Source organism: Microbacterium hydrocarbonoxydans, from assembly GCF_900105205.1.
Lineage (GTDB): Bacteria > Actinomycetota > Actinomycetes > Actinomycetales > Microbacteriaceae > Microbacterium > Microbacterium hydrocarbonoxydans.
Map to the genome: position 1 here is coordinate 1,573,681 of NZ_FNSQ01000005.1, position 17,215 is coordinate 1,590,895.

The following is a 17,215-nucleotide window of genomic DNA, read 5'->3' on the forward strand; positions in this document are numbered from 1 at the left end:
AGCATGGGGACATGACCTCCCTGCTGACCGCTGCGAACGTCGACGCCTCGCGGGCGGATGTCGGCACCGCTCAGGCGGTCCGCCTCCGCGGCGTCGAGCGCAGCTTCCCGCGCTCCCGCGGGAGCCACGACGTCCTCCGGGGCATCGAGCTCGACGTCGGTGCGGGGGAGATCGTCGCCATCGTCGGGCCCTCCGGCTGCGGCAAGTCGACGCTCCTGCGCCTGGTCGGCGGCCTGGACGCGCCGACCGGCGGCAGCATCCAGATCGCCGGGTCCAGCGTCGCCGACGTCGACGAGCGCACCGCAGTGGCATTCCAAGAACCGCGTCTGCTGCCGTGGCGCACGATCGCCCAGAACGTCGAGATCGGGCTTCCCCGGGGGACCTCCCGGCGGGACGGTCGCGCTCGCGTCCGAGAGCTGCTCGCGCTCGTCGGACTCGAGCACGCCGCCGACCAGCATCCCAGCGAGGTGTCCGGCGGCATGGCGCAGCGTGCATCGCTCGCTCGCGCTCTGGCACGCAACCCCGGCGTGCTGCTGCTGGACGAGCCGTTCGGGGCGCTGGACGCGCTGACGCGCCTGCGCATGCACGACCTGCTCCTGAAGATCCACGCGGTGGAGCCGACCACCGTCCTCCTCGTCACCCACGACGTCGAGGAAGCCCTCTACCTCGCAGACAGGGTCTTGCTGCTGCGCACTCTCGCCGACGACACGGACGCGGAGGCGGCGTCGATCGCGCGCACCGTCGCCGTGCCCGGCATCCGCCCCCGCGACCGCGCCGACCGCGGCCCCGCCGACCTGCGTGCCGAGCTCCTCGAAGGACTCGGCGTCGACACCCACCACCGCACCGCCCTCGAGGAGACCCGATGAGCATCATCACCCGCCGTACCGCCCCTGCGTTCGCGATCGCCGGAGTGCTGATGCTTACCGCCACGGGCTGTGTCGCGGGAGAGAACGCCACCGCGTCCGACGACTCCGCCGCAGGCACCGCCTCAGGCGACTGGTCCGCCGACACGCTCTCCATCGATTTCGCGACGTACAACCCGCTCAGCCTCGTGATCCGCGATCAGGGCATCCTCGAGGAGATCCTCGGTGATGACGTCGAGGTCGAGTGGATCCAGTCCGCCGGATCCAACAAGGCCAACGAGCTGCTGCGCTCCGGCTCGATCGACGTCGGCTCCACCGCCGGATCCGCTGCGCTGTTCGCACGCTCGAACGGGTCGCCCATCCAGGTCATCGACATCTTCTCGCAGCCGGAGTGGTCAGCGATCGTCGTCGGTCCGGACAGCGACATCACCTCGGTCGAGGATCTCGCCGGCACCTCCATCGCGGCGACGAAGGGGACCGACCCGTACTTCTTCCTGCTCCAGGCGCTGGAGGAGGCCGGGCTGTCCGCCGACGACGTGGAGATCCAGAACCTCCAGCACGCCGACGGCCGCGCGGCCCTCGACGGGGGATCGGTCGATGCCTGGGCCGGCCTCGACCCGATCATGGCCGCGGCCGAGGTCGAGTCGGATGACCAGCTGATCTACCGCAACGTGGACTTCAACACCTACGGTTTCCTCAACGCCACAGAGGAGTTCATCGACGGCCACCCCGACCTCGCCCAGGCTGTCGTCGACGCGTACGAGCAGGCCCGCGAGTGGGCCCTCGAGAATCCCGAGGAGACCGCCGCACTGCTCGCGGAGGTCGCCGGCATCGACATCGAGGTCGCGACCACGGTGATCGAGGAGCGCTCCAACCTCGACGTGAGTGGCATCCCCGGCGATGCGCAGCTCGCGGTGCTGGAGAAGATCGCCCCCGTGCTCGTCGAGTCCGGCGACGTCGAGGGCGGGGAGGAGTCGGTGCAGAAGGCGCTCGACTCGATCATCGACGCGAGCTTCGCCGAGAAGGCGGTCGAGGACGAGTGAGTGAACTCGACCAGCGCGTGATCGTCCCGGCGGAGTCGCGGGATGCGCTCGACTTCGCTGCGGGACGCCATCGGCGTCCGGCAGCCGGTGCACGGCGCCAGGGGGGTCGAGTCGCGGTACGGATCCTCGCGGGGCTCCTGCTGCCCGCCCTCATCCTGATCGCCTGGCAGGTCGTGACGAGCATGGGACTGGTGCCCGCGTACCGTCTGCCGGCCCCGGCATCCGTGCTCACGGCGGGGGTCGAGCTCGCGGAGCGTGGTGAGCTCTGGACGCACGTCGCCATCTCGGTGCAGCGCGTCGTGCTCGGCTTCGCGATCGGCTCCCTGATCGGACTCGCGGTGGCCGGTGTCGTCGGTCTGTCGCGTCTCGGCGACGTGCTGCTGAGCCCGACGCTCGCCGCTGTCCGCGCCGTGCCCTCGCTCGCCTGGGTGCCCCTGCTCATCCTGTGGATGCAGATCGGCGAGGAGTCCAAGGTCACGCTGATCGCGATCGGCGCGTTCTTCCCGGTCTATACGACCGTCGCCTCAGCGCTGCGTCACGTGGACCCGCAGCTCGTCGAGGCCGGGAGGTCGTTCAGCCTGAGAGGGTGGTCGCTGTTCCGCACCGTGCAGCTGCCTGCCGTCGTGCCCTCGGTGGCCGCCGGGCTCCGGCTCGCGCTCGCACAGGCCTGGCTTTTCCTCGTCGCAGCGGAGCTCATCGCCGCGTCGATGGGTCTCGGCTTCCTGCTCACGGACTCGCAGAACAGCGGCCGCGTCGACAGGATCATCCTCTCGATCGTCCTCCTCGCGCTCCTGGGCACCCTCACCAACGGCGTGCTGGCGCTCGTCGAGAAGTACCTGTTGCGCCGATGGACGTGACGACGGAGGCGCGACTGCACGAGACGCGGACGTATGCCGCGCCCGCCGCGTTCGCCGCGCAGGCGAACGTGACAGAAGAGGCATACGCACGAGCCGCTGCCGATCCCGTCGCCTTCTGGGAGGCTGCAGCGGCGCGTCTCGACTGGGCACGCCCATGGCACACGGCGCACGAGTGGGATGCGCCGGTCGGTGACGCCGTCCCCGCCGCGCGCTGGTTCCTGGGCGGTCGTCTCAACGTTGCGGAGAACTGCGTCGATCGCCATGTCGCCGCAGGCCTCGGAAGCAAGGTCGCGCTGCACTTCGAGGGCGAGCCGGGAGACCGGGAGTCGGTCACCTACGCCGACCTGCAGCGTCGCGTCGCACGCGCCGCGAACGCCCTCACCGCTCTCGGCATCGAGGCGGGGGACCGCGTCGTGATCTACCTGCCTGTGCTGATCGAGACGGTGGTCGTCACCCTCGCCTGCGCCAGGATCGGTGCCGTGCATTCGCTGGTCTTCGGCGGGTTCTCGGCGGAAGCCGTCCGGTTCCGTCTCACCGACACCGGGGCGAAGCTGCTCGTCACGAGCGACGGCCAGTTCCGCCGTGGCACGGCGACGGAGGTCAAGTCCACCGCCGACGCGGCTGCGGCCGACCTTCCCGACCTCGAGCACCTGCTCGTGGTCCGTCGCACCGGGCAGAGCGTGCCCTGGACCGAGGGTCGGGACGTCTGGTGGCACGACGTCGTCGACGGTGCCTCCTCGGAGCACGTCGCGGAGGCCTTCGACTCCGAGCATCCGCTCTTCATCATCTACACCTCGGGAACCACCGGACGCCCCAAGGGGCTGGTGCACACCTCCGGCGGGTACCTGACCCACGCGAGCTGGGCGCACTGGGCGCACTTCGACGCGAAGCCCGACGACGTGCACTGGTGCACGGCCGACCTGGCCTGGGTGACGGCGCACACCTACGAGATCTACGGTCCGCTGTCGAACGGACTGACGCAGGTGATCTACGAGGGGACACCGGACAGCCCGCACACCGCGCGTCATCTCGAGATCATCGAGCGCTACGGGGTGACGGTCTACTACACGGCCCCGACGCTGATCCGCACGTTCATGACCTGGTTCGGAGCCGACCTCCCGCCTGGGCACGACCTCTCGACCCTCCGGCTGCTCGGCACGGTCGGCGAGGCGATCAATCCGGAGGCCTGGATCTGGTTCCGGCGCAACTTCGGACGGGACGAGCTCCCGGTGGTCGACACCTGGTGGCAGTCGGAGACCGGAGCGGCGATGATCGCACCCCTGCCCGGTGTCACGACGCTGAAGCCGGGATCCGCCTCCGTGCCGCTTCCGGGGATCGACGCGACGGTGGTCGACGCGCATGGCGAGGAGGTCGCGCCCGGCCGGTCGGGGACGCTCGTCGTCCGACGACCGTGGCCCGGGATGGCTCGGACCGTGTGGGGCGACCCGCAGCGCTATCGGGACGCGTACTGGTCGACGTTCGCCGGGCACGGCGAGCACGGCGGCTATTACGTCGCCGGAGACGGGGCCACCAGGGACGCCGACGGCTACATCTGGATCCTCGGACGCCTCGACGACGTCGTGAACGTGTCGGGTCACCGGCTCTCGACGATCGAGATCGAGTCGGCGCTCGTCGCGCACGACACGGTCGGCGAGGCCGGAACGGCCGGCGTTGCGGATGCCCTGACCGGGCAGGCGATCATCGCCTTCGTGACGCCGTCCGGACGATCCGAGGTGTCGCCGGCCGCTCTGCGGTCGGAGGTCGCCACCGCGATCGGACCGGTCGCCAAGCCGAAGCACATCGTCGTGGTGGCGGACCTTCCCAAGACCCGCTCGGGCAAGATCATGCGGCGCCTGCTGGCGCAGCTGTGGGAGGCGGAGCAGGCTCGTCGTGCCGGCCGCGAATCCGAGCCTCTCGGTGACACGACATCGCTGCAGAACCCCTGGGCCGTGGATGAGATCGCCGCCGTGCTCGAGAACGCAGAACTGAGGACATCATGACCGACGAACACCGATTCGGATTCCGCACCCGCGCGCTGCATGCGGGCGGCACGCCAGACGCGACCACGGGGGCGAGAGCGGTGCCGATCTACCAGACCACGTCGTTCGTGTTCGACGATGCCGCAGACGCCGGGAACCTCTTCGCGCTGCAGAAGTACGGCAACATCTACTCGCGGATCGGCAACCCCACGGTCGCTGCACTCGAAGAGCGCCTCGCCTCGCTCGAGGGTGGGATCGGAGCGGTGGCCACCGCGTCCGGCATGAGCGCCGAGTTCATCACCTTCGCAGCGCTCGTCGGAGCGGGAGACCACGTGGTGGCTGCCGCGCAGCTGTACGGGGGCACTGTCACCCAGCTCGACGTCACGCTGCGTCGATTCGGTGTGCAGACCACGTTCGTCGCCTCGTCCGACCCTGCCGACTACGCCGCGGCCATCCGTCCGGAGACGAAGGTCGTCTACGTCGAGATGATCGGGAACCCCTCGGGCGAGATCGCCGACATCGAGGGACTCGCCGAGGTCGCGCACGCCGCAGGGGTTCCCCTCGTCGTCGACGCGACACTCGCGACGCCGTACCTCGCGCGTCCTCTGGAGCACGGCGCCGACATCGTCATCCACTCGGTGACGAAGTTCCTCGGCGGCCACGGGACCACTCTCGGCGGCGTCGTCATCGAGAAGGGCACCTTCGACTGGGGCAACGGCCGGTTCCCGCAGATGACGGAGCCCGTGGAGTCCTACGGCGGCATCCGGTGGTGGGACAACTTCGGCGAGTACGGGTTCCTCACCAAGCTCCGCACCGAGCAGCTGCGCGACATCGGCCCCGCCCTCAGCGCGCAGTCGGCGTTCGCTCTCCTGCAGGGCGTCGAGACGCTGCCGCAGCGCATCGACGCGCACCTCGCGAACGCGCGGGTCGTCGCCGATTGGCTGCACTCCGATCCGCGCGTCGAGTACGTCACGTGGGCAGGGCTCGAGGACCACCCGCACCACGAGCGCGCCGCCAAGTACCTCCCGCTCGGGCCCGGCTCGGTGTTCGCCTTCGGAGTGAAGGCCGACGATGGCCGTGCAGCGGGGGAGACGTTCATCGACAGCCTGCAGCTGGCCTCGCACCTCGCGAACATCGGCGATGCGCGCACGCTCGTCATCCACCCGGCGTCCACGACGCACCGTCAGCTCACCGAGGCGCAGCTCGCGGCTGCCGGAGTGCGCCCCGACCTCATTCGGATCTCGGTCGGACTCGAGGATGCGGAGGACATCATCTGGGACCTCGACCAGGCCCTCACGACAGCGACAGGAGCAGGCAGATGAGCGGCATCCCGAGTGCGGCCGGCGACAGCTGCGCGGTCCCTCCGGTGCAGGACCAGGCATCCTGTGCGCTGCCCGGCGTCGCGTCGGCGCCTTCCGATCGGAAGTGGATCGGTCCCGGCCCCCAGCAGAGGTTCGGCATCCTGCGCGGCGCCACCTCGATCGCGATCGTCGGCGCATCCGCCAACCCCGCTCGCGCGTCGTACTTCGTCGCGACCTATCTGCTCTCCAGCACGCGGTACCAGGTCTATCTCGTCAACCCACGGGAGACCGAGATCCTGGGGCAGCCGGTCTACGCCTCTCTGGCCGACCTGCCGGTGGCTCCCGACATCGTGGACGTCTTCCGGCGGCACGACGATCTTCCCGGCGTCGCCCAGGAGGCGGTCGAGGCGGGGGCGCGGACCCTGTGGCTGCAGCTGGGCTCGTGGAACGAGGATGCGGCGGTCATCGCCAAGTCTGCCGGGCTGTCCGTCGTCATGGACCGGTGCGTCAAGATCGAGCATGCCCGGTTCCACGGCGGGCTGCACCTCGCGGGCTTCGACACCGGCGTCATCAGCTCGCGCCGTCAGCTCTCCGCGCGGTGAGCGGTACCGGCGCCGAGCCTAGACTGGCGGCATGCCTCTCATCGCGCTGACCGGCGGCATCGCCTCCGGCAAGTCGACCATCGCACGACGACTCGCGGAGCACGGAGCGGTCGTCGTCGATGCGGATCAGATCGTACGCGACGTGCAGGCTCCCGGCACCCCGGTGCTCGCACGCATTCGGGAGACCTTCGGCGATGAGGTCATCGCGACCGACGGCGGACTCGACCGAGCGGCGCTGGGGGCGAAGGTCTTCGGCGATCCGGAGCAGCTCGCCCGACTGAACGCCATCGTCCACCCCGCGGTGCGTGCGGAGTCGCAGCGTCGCTTCGAGGCGGCCGCATCCGCGGACCCCTCAACCGTCGTCGTCTACGACGTCCCACTGCTCGTGGAGGCGCGGGTCGACGACCCCTGGGATCTCATCGTCGTCGCGCACGCCCCCGCCGAGGAACGCCGACGCCGACTCGTCGAGCTGCGCGGCATGACGGCACAGTCGGCGCAGGAGCGGATCGATGCGCAGGTCTCTGACGATCGGCGCCTCGCGATCGCCGACGAGGTCGTCGACACCTCGGGAACCCTGGAGCAGACGATCCAGCAGACGGATGCGCTGTGGGAGCGGATCCGCTCGTCGTGACCTTCACCGGTCATACCCCCGGTTCTGCGGCCTATCGGCGCCTCATCGTCGGGTTGTTCTTCGCCGGGATCGCCACCTTCGCCCAGCTGTACTCGCCGCAGGCCGTGCTTCCCCAGCTGTCAGCGGACCTCGCCATCCCGCCGGCGACAGCCGCGCTCGCAGTCTCGGCTGCGACTCTCGGTCTCGCCGCCGCGGTCATCCCGTGGTCGATGGTCGCCGACCGTATCGGTCGCGTGCCGGCCATGGCGATCGGGGTGATCGCTGCGACCGTGATGGGGCTGCTCACTCCCTTCAGCGCCGGGATGGAGATGCTGCTGGTGCTGCGGCTTCTGGAAGGGATCGCGCTGGGCGCGGTGCCGGCCGTCGCGCTCGCGTACCTCAGCGAGGAGGTGAGCGCCCGCAGTGCGGCCGCTGCGGCGGGGAGCTACATCGCGGGGACGACGGTGGGCGGCCTGCTCGGCCGTGTCGTGTCGGGGGTCGCCGGCGAGCAGTTCGGGTGGCGCGTGGGGATCTGGGTCGTGGCCGGGGTCTGCGGGCTGGCCGCCGCGCTCTTCCTCTGGCTCACCCCGAGAGCGCAGGGATTCGTGCCCGGACGCTTCCGCGACAGCACGGGACCGGGCATGCTCACCCGGCTCCTGGCGCCGATGCGGTCGCCGCGCCAGCTGGTGCTGTACCTCCAGGGCTTCCTCCTCATGGGGGCGTTCGTCGCCGTGTACAACTACCTCGGCTTCCACCTGGTCGCGCCGCCCTTCGGACTGCCGACATGGCTGGTCACGCTGCTCTTCCTGGCCTATCTCGCCGGCACGGCGTCGTCGCCCTCGGCGGGTCGGCTGGCATCGCGGTTCGGGCGTTATCAGGTGCTCCTGTGCTCTATCGCGGTCATGGCGATCGGTGCGGCGATCATGCTCGCTCCGGTCGCGCCGCTCGTGGTCGTCGGTCTGCTGATCTTCACGGCCGGGTTCTTCGCCGCGCATGCCGTGGCCTCCGGCTGGGCACCCGCCGAGTCACCGCCGGGCAGTCGGGCGCAGGCGTCGTCGCTCTACTACTTCGGCTACTACGCGGGTTCGAGTCTGTTCGGCTGGGCACTGGGGATCGTGTTCGGCGAGGCCGCATGGGCGTGGTTCGTGGCAGCGATCGTCGCGATGTGCGTGGTGTCCGGCGCCGGAGCCGCGATCGCGCTCCGCAGCGCCCCGACCGGGCGCGTGCCGCAGAACGTCTAAGTGCTGACGCGGCCGGCCGAGTGACCGGAGTTGTTCTCCCGACGCCTGCGCGCCAGGCGACGCAGCCCGAGGATGACGACCACCACGAGTCCGACCAGCAGCACGGCGGCCACGACCGGGACGATGATCGCCGCGGCGGCGAGCGCGAACGATGCGCCGTCCTCGGCCGTGCTCAGCACGGGAGCGGCGAGGCCGCCCGTCACGGTGTTCGCCGCCACGTGGGCCGACGCCTTCACGATGTGGACGATCAGGGCGATGACGATGCCCACCACGACCGGCACCCACGTGTTGTCGGTGAAGAAGGCCGCCGGATCGTCCACGGCGATGGTCTGCGCTCCGGAGCCCGCGCCGAAGGCGATACCGCCGGATGCCGGGCGCAGGATGCTCTGGATGACGTCGTTCACGGAGTCGAGTGCCGGGATCTTGTCGGCGACGATCTCGAGAAGCAGCAGCCCGCCGAGGATCCAGAGGGAGAGATCGCTCGACAGCCACGACCAGGACGACGGCAGTTCCATCGCCGGTAGGAGTCGGTCAGCCAGCCCTAGCAGGAAGAGCGGCATCCAGGCGTTGAGGCCCGCGGATGCGGCGAGGCTGGTGCCGATGATGAACTCGATCACGCCCCCACTCTAGGTGTGCTCGCCTCGGCGGCCCGGATGTCGGTGGCCAGGCATACGCTGGAAGCATGCAGACCACCCGCAGTGTCCGTCCCTTCGAGGTCATCAGCGAGTACGCACCCGCCGGCGACCAGCCCAAGGCGATCGCCGAGCTCGCGTCGCGCATCAATGCGGGCGAGACCGACATCGTGCTGCTCGGAGCGACGGGTACCGGAAAGTCCGCCACGACCGCCTGGCTCGTCGAGCAGGTGCAGCGCCCGACCCTCGTGCTCGCGCACAACAAGACCCTCGCCGCGCAGCTCGCCAACGAGTTCCGCGAGCTGATGCCGAACAACGCCGTCGAGTACTTCGTCTCGTACTACGACTACTACCAGCCCGAGGCGTACGTCCCGCAGACGGACACCTTCATCGAGAAGGACTCGTCGATCAACTCCGAGGTGGAGCGTCTGCGTCACTCCACCACGAACTCGCTCCTCAGCCGTCGAGACGTGATCGTGGTCTCGACCGTGTCGTGCATCTACGGTCTCGGCGCCCCGGAAGAGTATCTGCGCGCCATGGTCGCGCTCCAGGTGGGGGAGAGGTACGACAGGGATGCTCTGATCCGCCAGTTCATCTCGATGCAGTACAACCGCAACGACGTCGACTTCTCGCGCGGGAACTTCCGGGTACGCGGCGACACGATCGAGATCATCCCGGTCTATGAGGAGCACGCGATCCGCATCGAGCTGTTCGGTGACGAGATCGAGGCGCTGTACTCCCTGCATCCGCTCACCGGCGAGGTCATCGAGAAGCTCGATTCCGTGCCGATCTTCCCCGCCTCGCACTACGTGGCAGGGACCGATGTGATCCAGCGGTCGATCGGCACGATCGAGCACGAGCTCGAGGAGCGGCTGAAGGAGTTCGAGCGGCAGGGCAAGCTGCTCGAGGCGCAGCGACTGCGTATGCGCACGACGTTCGACCTCGAGATGCTGCAGCAGCTCGGCTTCTGCTCCGGGATCGAGAACTACTCCCGCCACATGGACGGTCGTCAGCCCGGTGAGCCGCCGCACACCCTGCTCGACTTCTTCCCCGACGACTTCATGCTCGTCATCGACGAGTCGCACGTCACCGTGCCGCAGATCGGTGCGATGTACGAGGGCGACGCATCTCGTAAGCGCACGCTCGTCGATCACGGCTTCCGCCTGCCGAGCGCCATGGACAACCGGCCGCTGCGCTGGGACGAGTTCAAGAACCGCATCGGCCAGACCGTGTACCTCTCGGCGACCCCGGGCAAGTATGAGATGGGGATCGCCGACGGCGTGGTCGAGCAGATCATCCGCCCGACCGGTCTCGTCGATCCGCAGATCATCGTGAAGCCGTCGAAGGGCCAGATCGACGATCTCCTCGAGGAGATCCGCCTGCGTGTCGAGCGCGACGAGCGTGTGCTCGTGACGACTCTCACGAAGAAGATGTCCGAGGAGCTCACGGACTTCCTCGGCGAGCACGGTGTGCGCGTGCGGTACCTGCACTCCGACGTCGACACGCTGCGCCGGGTCGAGCTGCTCAGCGAACTCCGCAGCGGCGTCTACGACGTCCTCGTGGGCATCAACCTGCTCCGCGAAGGTCTCGACCTGCCGGAGGTCTCGTTGGTCGCGATCCTCGACGCCGACAAGGAGGGCTTCCTCCGCTCAGGGACGTCGCTCATCCAGACCATCGGGCGTGCGGCGCGAAACGTGTCCGGCGAGGTGCACATGTACGCCGACAGGATCACCGACTCGATGGCGAAGGCCATCGAAGAGACAGACCGCCGTCGAGAGAAGCAGGTCGCCTACAACCTCGAGAACGGGATCGATCCGCAGCCACTGCGGAAGCGGATCGCCGACATCACCGAGGTCCTTGCCCGCGAGGGCGCGGACACGGCCGACATGCTGTCCGGGCGTGGCCGCGCGACGGGCAAGGGCAAGTCGCCCACTCCGAACCTCCGCCGGACGGGTATCGCCGCCGAGGGTGCGCAGCAGCTCGAGGCCATGATCCAGGATCTGTCCGACCAGATGCTCGCGGCTGCTGCCGAGCTCAAGTTCGAGCTCGCCGGACGACTGCGAGACGAGGTGCAGGACCTCAAGAAGGAGCTGCGGGCGATGGAACGGGCCGGGCACGCCTGATCCTCAGGCAGTGATGACCATGGACGTCGCAGGGGAGGAGCTCGCCGACCGGGTGCGGGCACTGCTGACGCTCGATGCGGATGTCGAGGAGAAGCGGATGTTCGGCACTCGGGCGTTCCTCATCGACGGGCACATCCTCGTGGGGGCGCGCTCCGGCGGAGTGCTCCTGGTGAGGGTCGACGAGGAGCACGGCGCGACGCTCGTCGCCAGGCCAGGAGTGGAGACCGCGGTCATGGGGCCGCGCACCATGGGCACGGGGTGGCTCGATGTCGCGCCCGAGGTGCTGGTCGACGATGCCGACCTGGCGTTCTGGCTCGACGCGGCACGTGAGGATGCATCTCGCGACCGGTGACGCCGCGTCTGTCAGGGGCAGTGCACGAGGGTCTTGGCGCCCGAGCGGTCGATCTCGTGTTCGCTCATCGGCGCTCCGCACAGCGGACAGGCGCGTGCGGCGCGCTCCGCGGCGCTGGGGGGCGGAGCCTTCTCGTACGGGCCGACGGAGGCCGGTCCTGCGAGGCGGATCAGGTTCGTGTTGATCCACGCGTAGAGGCCACCGGCCTCGCGGATCCGAGTGCGAAGGGGAGGGCGATCACTGGAGTGTGCCATGATGCTTAGTGTACTAATCATTAGGGTAGATGTATAGTCGATGCCGTGACGGCATCCGATGACCTGCTCAAGCTCGACAACCAGCTCTGCTTCGCTCTGGTGACTGCCGCCCGCAACGTCGTCGCGATATATCGTCCGATCCTCGAGCCATTGGGGCTCACGCATCCCCAGTACCTCGTGATGCTCGCCCTGTGGGAGCGCGCACCCCGGCCGCTCAACGACCTCGCCGCCGATCTCGCGATGGAGCCGGCGACGGCCTCGCCGCTCGTGAAGCGCCTCGAAGCGGACGGCCTCGTCGAGAGACAACGCAGCGCGCAGGATGAGCGGCGCCTCGACATCACGCTCACCGCGGCGGGGCGCGCTCTGCGCGAACGGGCACTCGACGTGCCGCGCCAGGTCATGGCCGCCGTCGAGATGGACCTCGAGCAGATCTCGGCCCTTCGCGACGGGTTGTCGGCGTTCGCGGGGCGCCGTTCCGCCCCGGAGTGAGCGCTTGTCTGGGAGCCCTCACGGAGCCAATGTCCGTGGCCCCTCGTAGACTTGATCAGTGCCTATCGTCCCGGTTGCAACCCCAGGAAAACTCAGTGTTCGCGGTGCCCGCGTCCACAATCTCAAGAACGTCGACATCGACATCCCGCGCGACTCGCTCGTCGTGTTCACCGGGCTGTCCGGGTCGGGAAAGTCGAGTCTCGCGTTCGACACGATCTTCGCCGAAGGTCAGCGTCGCTACGTCGAGTCGCTGAGCGCTTACGCGCGCCAGTTCCTCGGCCAGGTCGACCGGCCTGACGTCGACTTCATCGAGGGGCTGAGCCCCGCGGTGTCGATCGACCAGAAGTCGACGAACCGCAACCCGCGCTCGACCGTCGGCACGATCACCGAGATCTACGACTACATGCGTCTGCTCTGGGCGCGCATCGGCATCCCGCACTGCCCCGAGTGCGGAGCCCGCATCCAGCGGCAGACCGTGCAGCAGATCGCCGATCAGCTCATGGAGCTGCCTGAGCGCACCCGGTACCAGATCGTCGCGCCCATCGTCTCGCAGAAGAAGGGCGAGTTCGTCGACCTGTTCCGCGAGCTCGGCGCCAAGGGATACTCCCGCGCGATCGTCGACGGTGACCTGATCCAGCTCGCCGAGCCGCCCACGCTCAAGAAGAGCTACAAGCACGACATCGCGGTCGTCGTCGACCGTCTCGTCGCGGCAGACGACATCCTCGGGCGCGTCACCGACTCGGTCGAGACCGCGCTGGGACTGGCCGGCGGCGTCGTTCAGGTGAACTTCGTCGACGAAGAGGGCGACGCCGCGTGGCAGTCCTTCTCCGAGAAGCTGGCGTGCCCGAACGGCCACGCGCTCACCCTCACCGAGATCGAGCCGCGGACGTTCTCCTTCAATGCTCCGTTCGGCGCCTGCCCCGCCTGCTCGGGCCTCGGCACCCGCATGTCGGTGGACGTCGACCTGATGCTCGGAGACGAGGAGCTCTCGATCCGCGAGGGCGCCATCATCCCCTGGACGACCCAGGGCAAGGGCCTGTTCCAGTACTACGAGCGACTGCTCGAGGGACTGGCGGCCGACCTCAACTTCTCGCTCGACACCCCCTGGCAGGACCTCAGGGTCGACGTCCAGGACGCGATCCTCCGCGGCGACAACTACAAGGTCACCGTGAAGTTCAAGAACCGGTACGGGCGCGAGATGCGCTACGCGTCCGGCTTCGAAGGCGTGGTCCCGTACATCGAGCGCCAGTACGCGCAGGCGGAATCCGACACGCAGCGCTCTCGGTGGGGCGAGTACCTCCGTGAGGTCCCGTGCCCGGTCTGCGACGGCAACCGGCTCAAGCCCGAGGTGCTGGCCGTGCAGGTGCACGGCCACTCGATCGCCGAGGTGTCGCACCTGAGCCTCGCCGATGCACGCTCGTTCATGGAGACGCTCACGCTCACCGACCGCGAGGCGAAGATCGCCGCCCAGGTCCTGCGCGAGATCCGCCTCCGACTCGACTTCCTGCTGCAGGTGGGTCTCTCGTACCTGAATCTCAGCCGGTCCGCGGGGTCGCTGTCAGGTGGAGAGGCGCAGCGCATCCGTCTGGCCACGCAGATCGGCTCCGGTCTCACCGGAGTGCTCTACGTCCTCGACGAGCCGTCGATCGGTCTCCACCAGCGTGACAACCGGCGACTGATCGACACGCTCCTGAAGCTGCGCGATCTCGGCAACACGCTCATCGTCGTGGAGCACGACGAAGAGACGATCGAGGCGGCCGACTGGGTCGTCGACATCGGACCCGGCGCGGGAGTGAACGGCGGCGAGGTCGTGCATTCCGGGCCGTACTCGGCGCTGCTGAACGAGCCCGACTCCATGACGGGTGAGTACCTCTCCGGTGCGCGCGAGATCCCGACGCCGACCAAGCGCCGCAAGCTCGACAAGAAGCGGATGCTGAGCGTGGTCGGCGCGCGGGAGAACAACCTCAAGAACGTGAGCGTCAACTTCCCGCTGGGCGTCCTGACGGCCGTGACCGGCGTCTCGGGGTCAGGCAAGTCGTCGCTCGTCAACGACATCCTGTACCAGGTGCTCGCATCGCGGCTCAACGGCGCTCGCACGGTGCCGGGCAAGCACACGCGCGTGTCCGGCCTCGACAACCTCGACAAGGTCGTGCACGTCGACCAGGCGCCCATCGGTCGCACCCCGCGATCGAACCCGGCGACCTACACAGGAGTGTTCGACCGGATCCGCTCGCTGTTCAGCGAGACGCCGGAGGCGAAGGTCCGCGGTTACCAGCCCGGCCGATTCAGCTTCAACGTCAAGGGAGGGCGCTGCGAGGCGTGCTCGGGCGACGGCACGATCAAGATCGAGATGAACTTCCTCCCCGACGTGTACGTCGACTGCGAGGTCTGCCATGGCAAGCGCTACAACCGCGACACCCTGGCCGTGCACTACAAGGGCAAGAACATCGCCGAGGTGCTCGAGATGCCGATCGCAGAGGCCGCGGAGTTCTTCGAGCCCATCCAGGCGATCCACCGCTATATGAAGACGCTCGTCGACGTCGGCCTCGGCTACGTCCGACTCGGACAGTCGGCGACGACTCTGTCCGGCGGCGAGGCGCAGCGCGTCAAGCTCGCCACCGAGCTGCAGCGGCGGAGTAACGGCCGCAGCATCTACGTCCTCGACGAGCCGACCACCGGTCTGCACTTCGAAGACGTGCGCAAGCTGCTCGAGGTGCTGAACGGGCTCGTCGACAAGGGCAACACGGTGATCGTCATCGAGCACAACCTCGACGTGATCAAGTCGGCGGACTGGGTCATCGACCTCGGACCCGAGGGCGGATCGGGCGGAGGAGAGATCCTGGCGACCGGAACCCCTGAGCAGATCGCCAGGGTCGAAGAGAGCCACACCGGACAGTTCCTCGCCGAGATCCTGGATGAGGGGCGCTCCGCGCGGAAGGCCAGCTGATGGCCGACGTACTCGCGTACAAGCCGAGAGCGGGGGAGATACCCACGAACCCCGGCGTGTACCGCTTCCGCGACGCCGACGGCCGCGTGCTGTACGTGGGCAAGGCGAAGAACCTCCGGCAGCGTCTGTCGAACTACTTCGCGCCACTGCGGACGCTGCATGAGCGCACGCGTCGCATGGTGACGACGGCGGCGTCGGTCGAATGGACCGTCGTGCCGACAGACGTGGATTCGCTGCAGCTGGAGTACATGTGGATCAAGGAGTTCGATCCGCCCTTCAACGTCCGCTACAAGGACGACAAGTCCTACCCGTTCATGGCGGTCACGCTCGGGGACGAAGCGCCGCGGGTGATCGTCACCCGCAATCGCAAGATCCCGGGCGCGCGGTACTTCGGTCCGTACCCCAAGGTGTGGGCCGTGCACGAGACGATCGACCTGATGGTCAAGGCGTTCCCGATCCGCACCTGCAGCGACTCCAGCTACAAGAGGGCGATGCAGACAGGACGCCCGTGCTTCCCCGGGCAGATCGGCAAATGCGGCGGACCGTGCTCGATGACGGTCACCATCGAGGAGCACCGCGCGATGGTCGACGACTTCGTCGCCTTCATGGCCGGCGGCGACGAGCGCTTCACCCGCGAGCTCACCAAGCGGATGCTGGCGGCATCCGCAGCGATGGATTACGAGGCGGCCGCGAAGTACCGCGACAAGCTCACCGCGATCGAGGCGGTGCTGGGCAAGAGCGCCCTCGTGCTCGCACCCGACGAGGACGCCGACCTGTTCGGCATCGCCGAAGACGAGCTGGCCGCGGCCGTGCAGCACTTCGTGATCCGCGGCGGACGTGTGCGCGGAGTCAGGGCGATGACGATCGAGAAGGAGATCGACATCTCCAGCGCCGATCTCGTCGACCAGGTCCTGCAGCGCGCATACGGCGACTCACAGGACGTGCCTCGCCGCATCCTGGTGCCGTCGCTTCCCGACGATGCGGCTGAGCTCGAGCTCTGGCTGCGCGACCGGCGGGGCAAGAAGGTCGAGATCGCCGTCGCGCAGCGCGGGCAGCGGGCCGATCTCATGCGCACCGCGACGCTGAACGCCCAGCAGGCTCTGATCCGTCACAAGACCAGGCGCACGAGCGATTACGTCGCCCGCACCCAGGCGCTGACAGACCTGCAGGAGGCGCTGGGGATGTCCGAGGCGCCGCTGCGCATCGAGTGCTTCGACATCTCGCACCTCGGCGGCACGAACGTCGTCGCGTCGATGGTGGTGTTCGAAGACGGACTGCCCCGCAAAGACCAGTACCGCTCGTTCAACATCCCCGAGACGACCGACGACACCGACTCGATGTACCAGGTGCTGCGGCGTCGCCTGGCCTATCTCGACCGCCCGGAGGAGCTCGACGAGCCCGCCGTCATCGCGACGGGTGAGATCGGCGACGACGTCACCGTCGAGGTCAAGCGCAAGCCGCGTTTCGCCTACCCGCCTCAGCTGCTGCTCGTCGACGGCGGGCAGCCGCAGGTCGAGGCGGCCGCCCGAGCGCTGCGTGACGCCGGCCACACCGAGATCGCCGTCTGCGGAATCGCGAAGCGACTCGAGGAGATCTGGCTTCCCGGCGAGGACTTCCCCGTCATCCTGCCCCGCACGAGCGAATCGCTCTACCTCCTGCAGCGCCTCCGCGACGAGGCGCACCGGTTCGCCATCACCCACCAGCGCAAGCGGCGTCGGAACGACATCACCACCGTCCTCGCCGAGGTGCCGGGACTCGGGGCGGCGCGCATCAAGGTGCTCCTGAAGCACTTCGGATCCGTTACCGCACTGCGTTCGGCCCCTCCGGAGGAGATCGAGAAGGTCCAGGGCATCGGGCCGGTGCTGGCCCAGAACATCCACACCCATCTCTCCACTCGCTAGGCTGGAGGGGGCGGCGAAGAA

The 17,215-nt window shown here is 68.6% G+C and carries 15 protein-coding genes; 13 read left to right on the forward strand and 2 right to left on the reverse strand.

From position 1 onward, the window contains the following. The first annotated feature begins 11 nt into the window (after window positions 1-11). From BLW44_RS07915 to BLW44_RS07950, 8 genes are read left to right on the forward strand one after another with little or no spacing between them, the layout of a single operon-like run. Window positions 12-866 carry an ABC transporter ATP-binding protein gene (locus BLW44_RS07915; RefSeq protein WP_060926481.1) on the forward strand — a complete coding sequence of 285 codons (855 nt, stop codon included), beginning with the start codon at window positions 12-14 and terminating at the stop codon, window positions 864-866. Further along, entirely contained in the window at window positions 863-1,906 is a 1,044-nt protein-coding gene (locus BLW44_RS07920; RefSeq protein WP_060926480.1) for an aliphatic sulfonate ABC transporter substrate-binding protein, read from the forward strand. The genes BLW44_RS07915 and BLW44_RS07920 overlap by 4 nt, the downstream gene beginning before the upstream one ends. After that, window positions 1,903-2,763, forward strand: coding sequence for an ABC transporter permease (locus BLW44_RS07925; RefSeq protein ID WP_060926479.1), 861 nt, complete (start codon window positions 1,903-1,905; stop codon window positions 2,761-2,763). Before BLW44_RS07920 ends, BLW44_RS07925 begins: the two co-directional genes overlap by 4 nt. After that, on the forward strand, window positions 2,754-4,763 hold the full coding sequence (acs, locus tag BLW44_RS07930; RefSeq protein WP_060926478.1) for an acetate--CoA ligase: 2,010 nt from the start codon (window positions 2,754-2,756) through the stop codon (window positions 4,761-4,763). The genes BLW44_RS07925 and acs overlap by 10 nt, the downstream gene beginning before the upstream one ends. Continuing rightward, a complete protein-coding gene (locus BLW44_RS07935; RefSeq protein ID WP_060926477.1) occupies window positions 4,760-6,064 on the forward strand; it encodes an O-acetylhomoserine aminocarboxypropyltransferase/cysteine synthase family protein in 1,305 nt (434 codons plus the stop codon). Before acs ends, BLW44_RS07935 begins: the two co-directional genes overlap by 4 nt. Continuing rightward, complete coding sequence (locus tag BLW44_RS07940) at window positions 6,061-6,645, forward strand: CoA-binding protein (protein WP_082724503.1); 585 nt, start codon at window positions 6,061-6,063, stop codon at window positions 6,643-6,645. The genes BLW44_RS07935 and BLW44_RS07940 overlap by 4 nt, the downstream gene beginning before the upstream one ends. A 31-nt stretch (window positions 6,646-6,676) precedes the next feature. Beyond that, window positions 6,677-7,276, forward strand: a complete 600-nt coding sequence (coaE, locus tag BLW44_RS07945) for a dephospho-CoA kinase (protein WP_060926476.1) — start codon at window positions 6,677-6,679, stop codon at window positions 7,274-7,276. Next, entirely contained in the window at window positions 7,252-8,496 is a 1,245-nt protein-coding gene (locus tag BLW44_RS07950) for an MFS transporter (protein WP_074731694.1), read from the forward strand. Before coaE ends, BLW44_RS07950 begins: the two co-directional genes overlap by 25 nt. Here BLW44_RS07950 and BLW44_RS07955 read toward each other — a convergent pair. Then, a complete protein-coding gene (locus BLW44_RS07955; protein WP_060926475.1) occupies window positions 8,493-9,113 on the reverse strand; it encodes a DUF4126 domain-containing protein in 621 nt (206 codons plus the stop codon). The two genes, BLW44_RS07950 and BLW44_RS07955, sit on opposite strands and share 4 nt — an antisense overlap. Before the next feature lie 65 nt (window positions 9,114-9,178). Between BLW44_RS07955 and uvrB the strand changes: the two genes are divergently transcribed. Both uvrB and BLW44_RS07965 read left to right on the forward strand, forming a co-directional pair. Continuing rightward, window positions 9,179-11,251, forward strand: coding sequence for an excinuclease ABC subunit UvrB (gene uvrB, locus BLW44_RS07960; protein WP_060926474.1), 2,073 nt, complete (start codon window positions 9,179-9,181; stop codon window positions 11,249-11,251). Window positions 11,252-11,264: 13 nt separating this feature from the next. Further along, a complete protein-coding gene (locus BLW44_RS07965; protein WP_245647379.1) occupies window positions 11,265-11,603 on the forward strand; it encodes a TfoX/Sxy family protein in 339 nt (112 codons plus the stop codon). Window positions 11,604-11,614: 11 nt separating this feature from the next. Here the strand turns inward: BLW44_RS07965 and BLW44_RS07970 are convergent, their stop codons facing one another. Beyond that, window positions 11,615-11,857 (reverse strand): hypothetical protein, encoded by a 243-nt coding sequence (locus tag BLW44_RS07970; protein WP_060926473.1) that lies wholly within the window; start codon window positions 11,855-11,857, stop codon window positions 11,615-11,617. 45 nt (window positions 11,858-11,902) lie between these two features. Here BLW44_RS07970 and BLW44_RS07975 point away from each other — a divergent pair, with 45 nt between their 5' ends. From BLW44_RS07975 to uvrC, 3 genes are read left to right on the forward strand one after another with little or no spacing between them, the layout of a single operon-like run. Continuing rightward, entirely contained in the window at window positions 11,903-12,346 is a 444-nt protein-coding gene (locus BLW44_RS07975) for a MarR family winged helix-turn-helix transcriptional regulator (RefSeq protein ID WP_060926472.1), read from the forward strand. A gap of 58 nt (window positions 12,347-12,404) precedes the next feature. Beyond that, a complete protein-coding gene (gene uvrA, locus BLW44_RS07980) occupies window positions 12,405-15,293 on the forward strand; it encodes an excinuclease ABC subunit UvrA (protein WP_060926471.1) in 2,889 nt (962 codons plus the stop codon). Continuing rightward, window positions 15,293-17,194, forward strand: a complete 1,902-nt coding sequence (gene uvrC / locus BLW44_RS07985) for an excinuclease ABC subunit UvrC (RefSeq protein WP_060926470.1) — start codon at window positions 15,293-15,295, stop codon at window positions 17,192-17,194. Before uvrA ends, uvrC begins: the two co-directional genes overlap by 1 nt. Window positions 17,195-17,215: the final 21 nt, after the last annotated feature.

Excerpts from the sequence above, each read along its gene's own strand:
- BLW44_RS07915 (WP_060926481.1), top strand. The coding sequence starts at position 12 with ATGACCTCCCTGCTGACCGCTGCGAACGTCGACGCCTCGCGGGCGGAT.
- BLW44_RS07920 (WP_060926480.1), top strand. The coding sequence starts at position 863 with ATGAGCATCATCACCCGCCGTACCGCCCCTGCGTTCGCGATCGCCGGA.
- acs (WP_060926478.1), top strand. The coding sequence starts at position 2,754 with ATGGACGTGACGACGGAGGCGCGACTGCACGAGACGCGGACGTATGCC.
- BLW44_RS07935 (WP_060926477.1), top strand. The coding sequence starts at position 4,760 with ATGACCGACGAACACCGATTCGGATTCCGCACCCGCGCGCTGCATGCG.
- BLW44_RS07940 (WP_082724503.1), top strand. The coding sequence starts at position 6,061 with ATGAGCGGCATCCCGAGTGCGGCCGGCGACAGCTGCGCGGTCCCTCCG.
- coaE (WP_060926476.1), top strand. The coding sequence starts at position 6,677 with ATGCCTCTCATCGCGCTGACCGGCGGCATCGCCTCCGGCAAGTCGACC.
- uvrB (WP_060926474.1), top strand. The coding sequence starts at position 9,179 with ATGCAGACCACCCGCAGTGTCCGTCCCTTCGAGGTCATCAGCGAGTAC.
- BLW44_RS07965 (WP_245647379.1), top strand. The coding sequence starts at position 11,265 with ATGACCATGGACGTCGCAGGGGAGGAGCTCGCCGACCGGGTGCGGGCA.
- BLW44_RS07970 (WP_060926473.1), bottom strand. The coding sequence starts at position 11,857 with ATGGCACACTCCAGTGATCGCCCTCCCCTTCGCACTCGGATCCGCGAG.
- uvrC (WP_060926470.1), top strand. The coding sequence starts at position 15,293 with ATGGCCGACGTACTCGCGTACAAGCCGAGAGCGGGGGAGATACCCACG.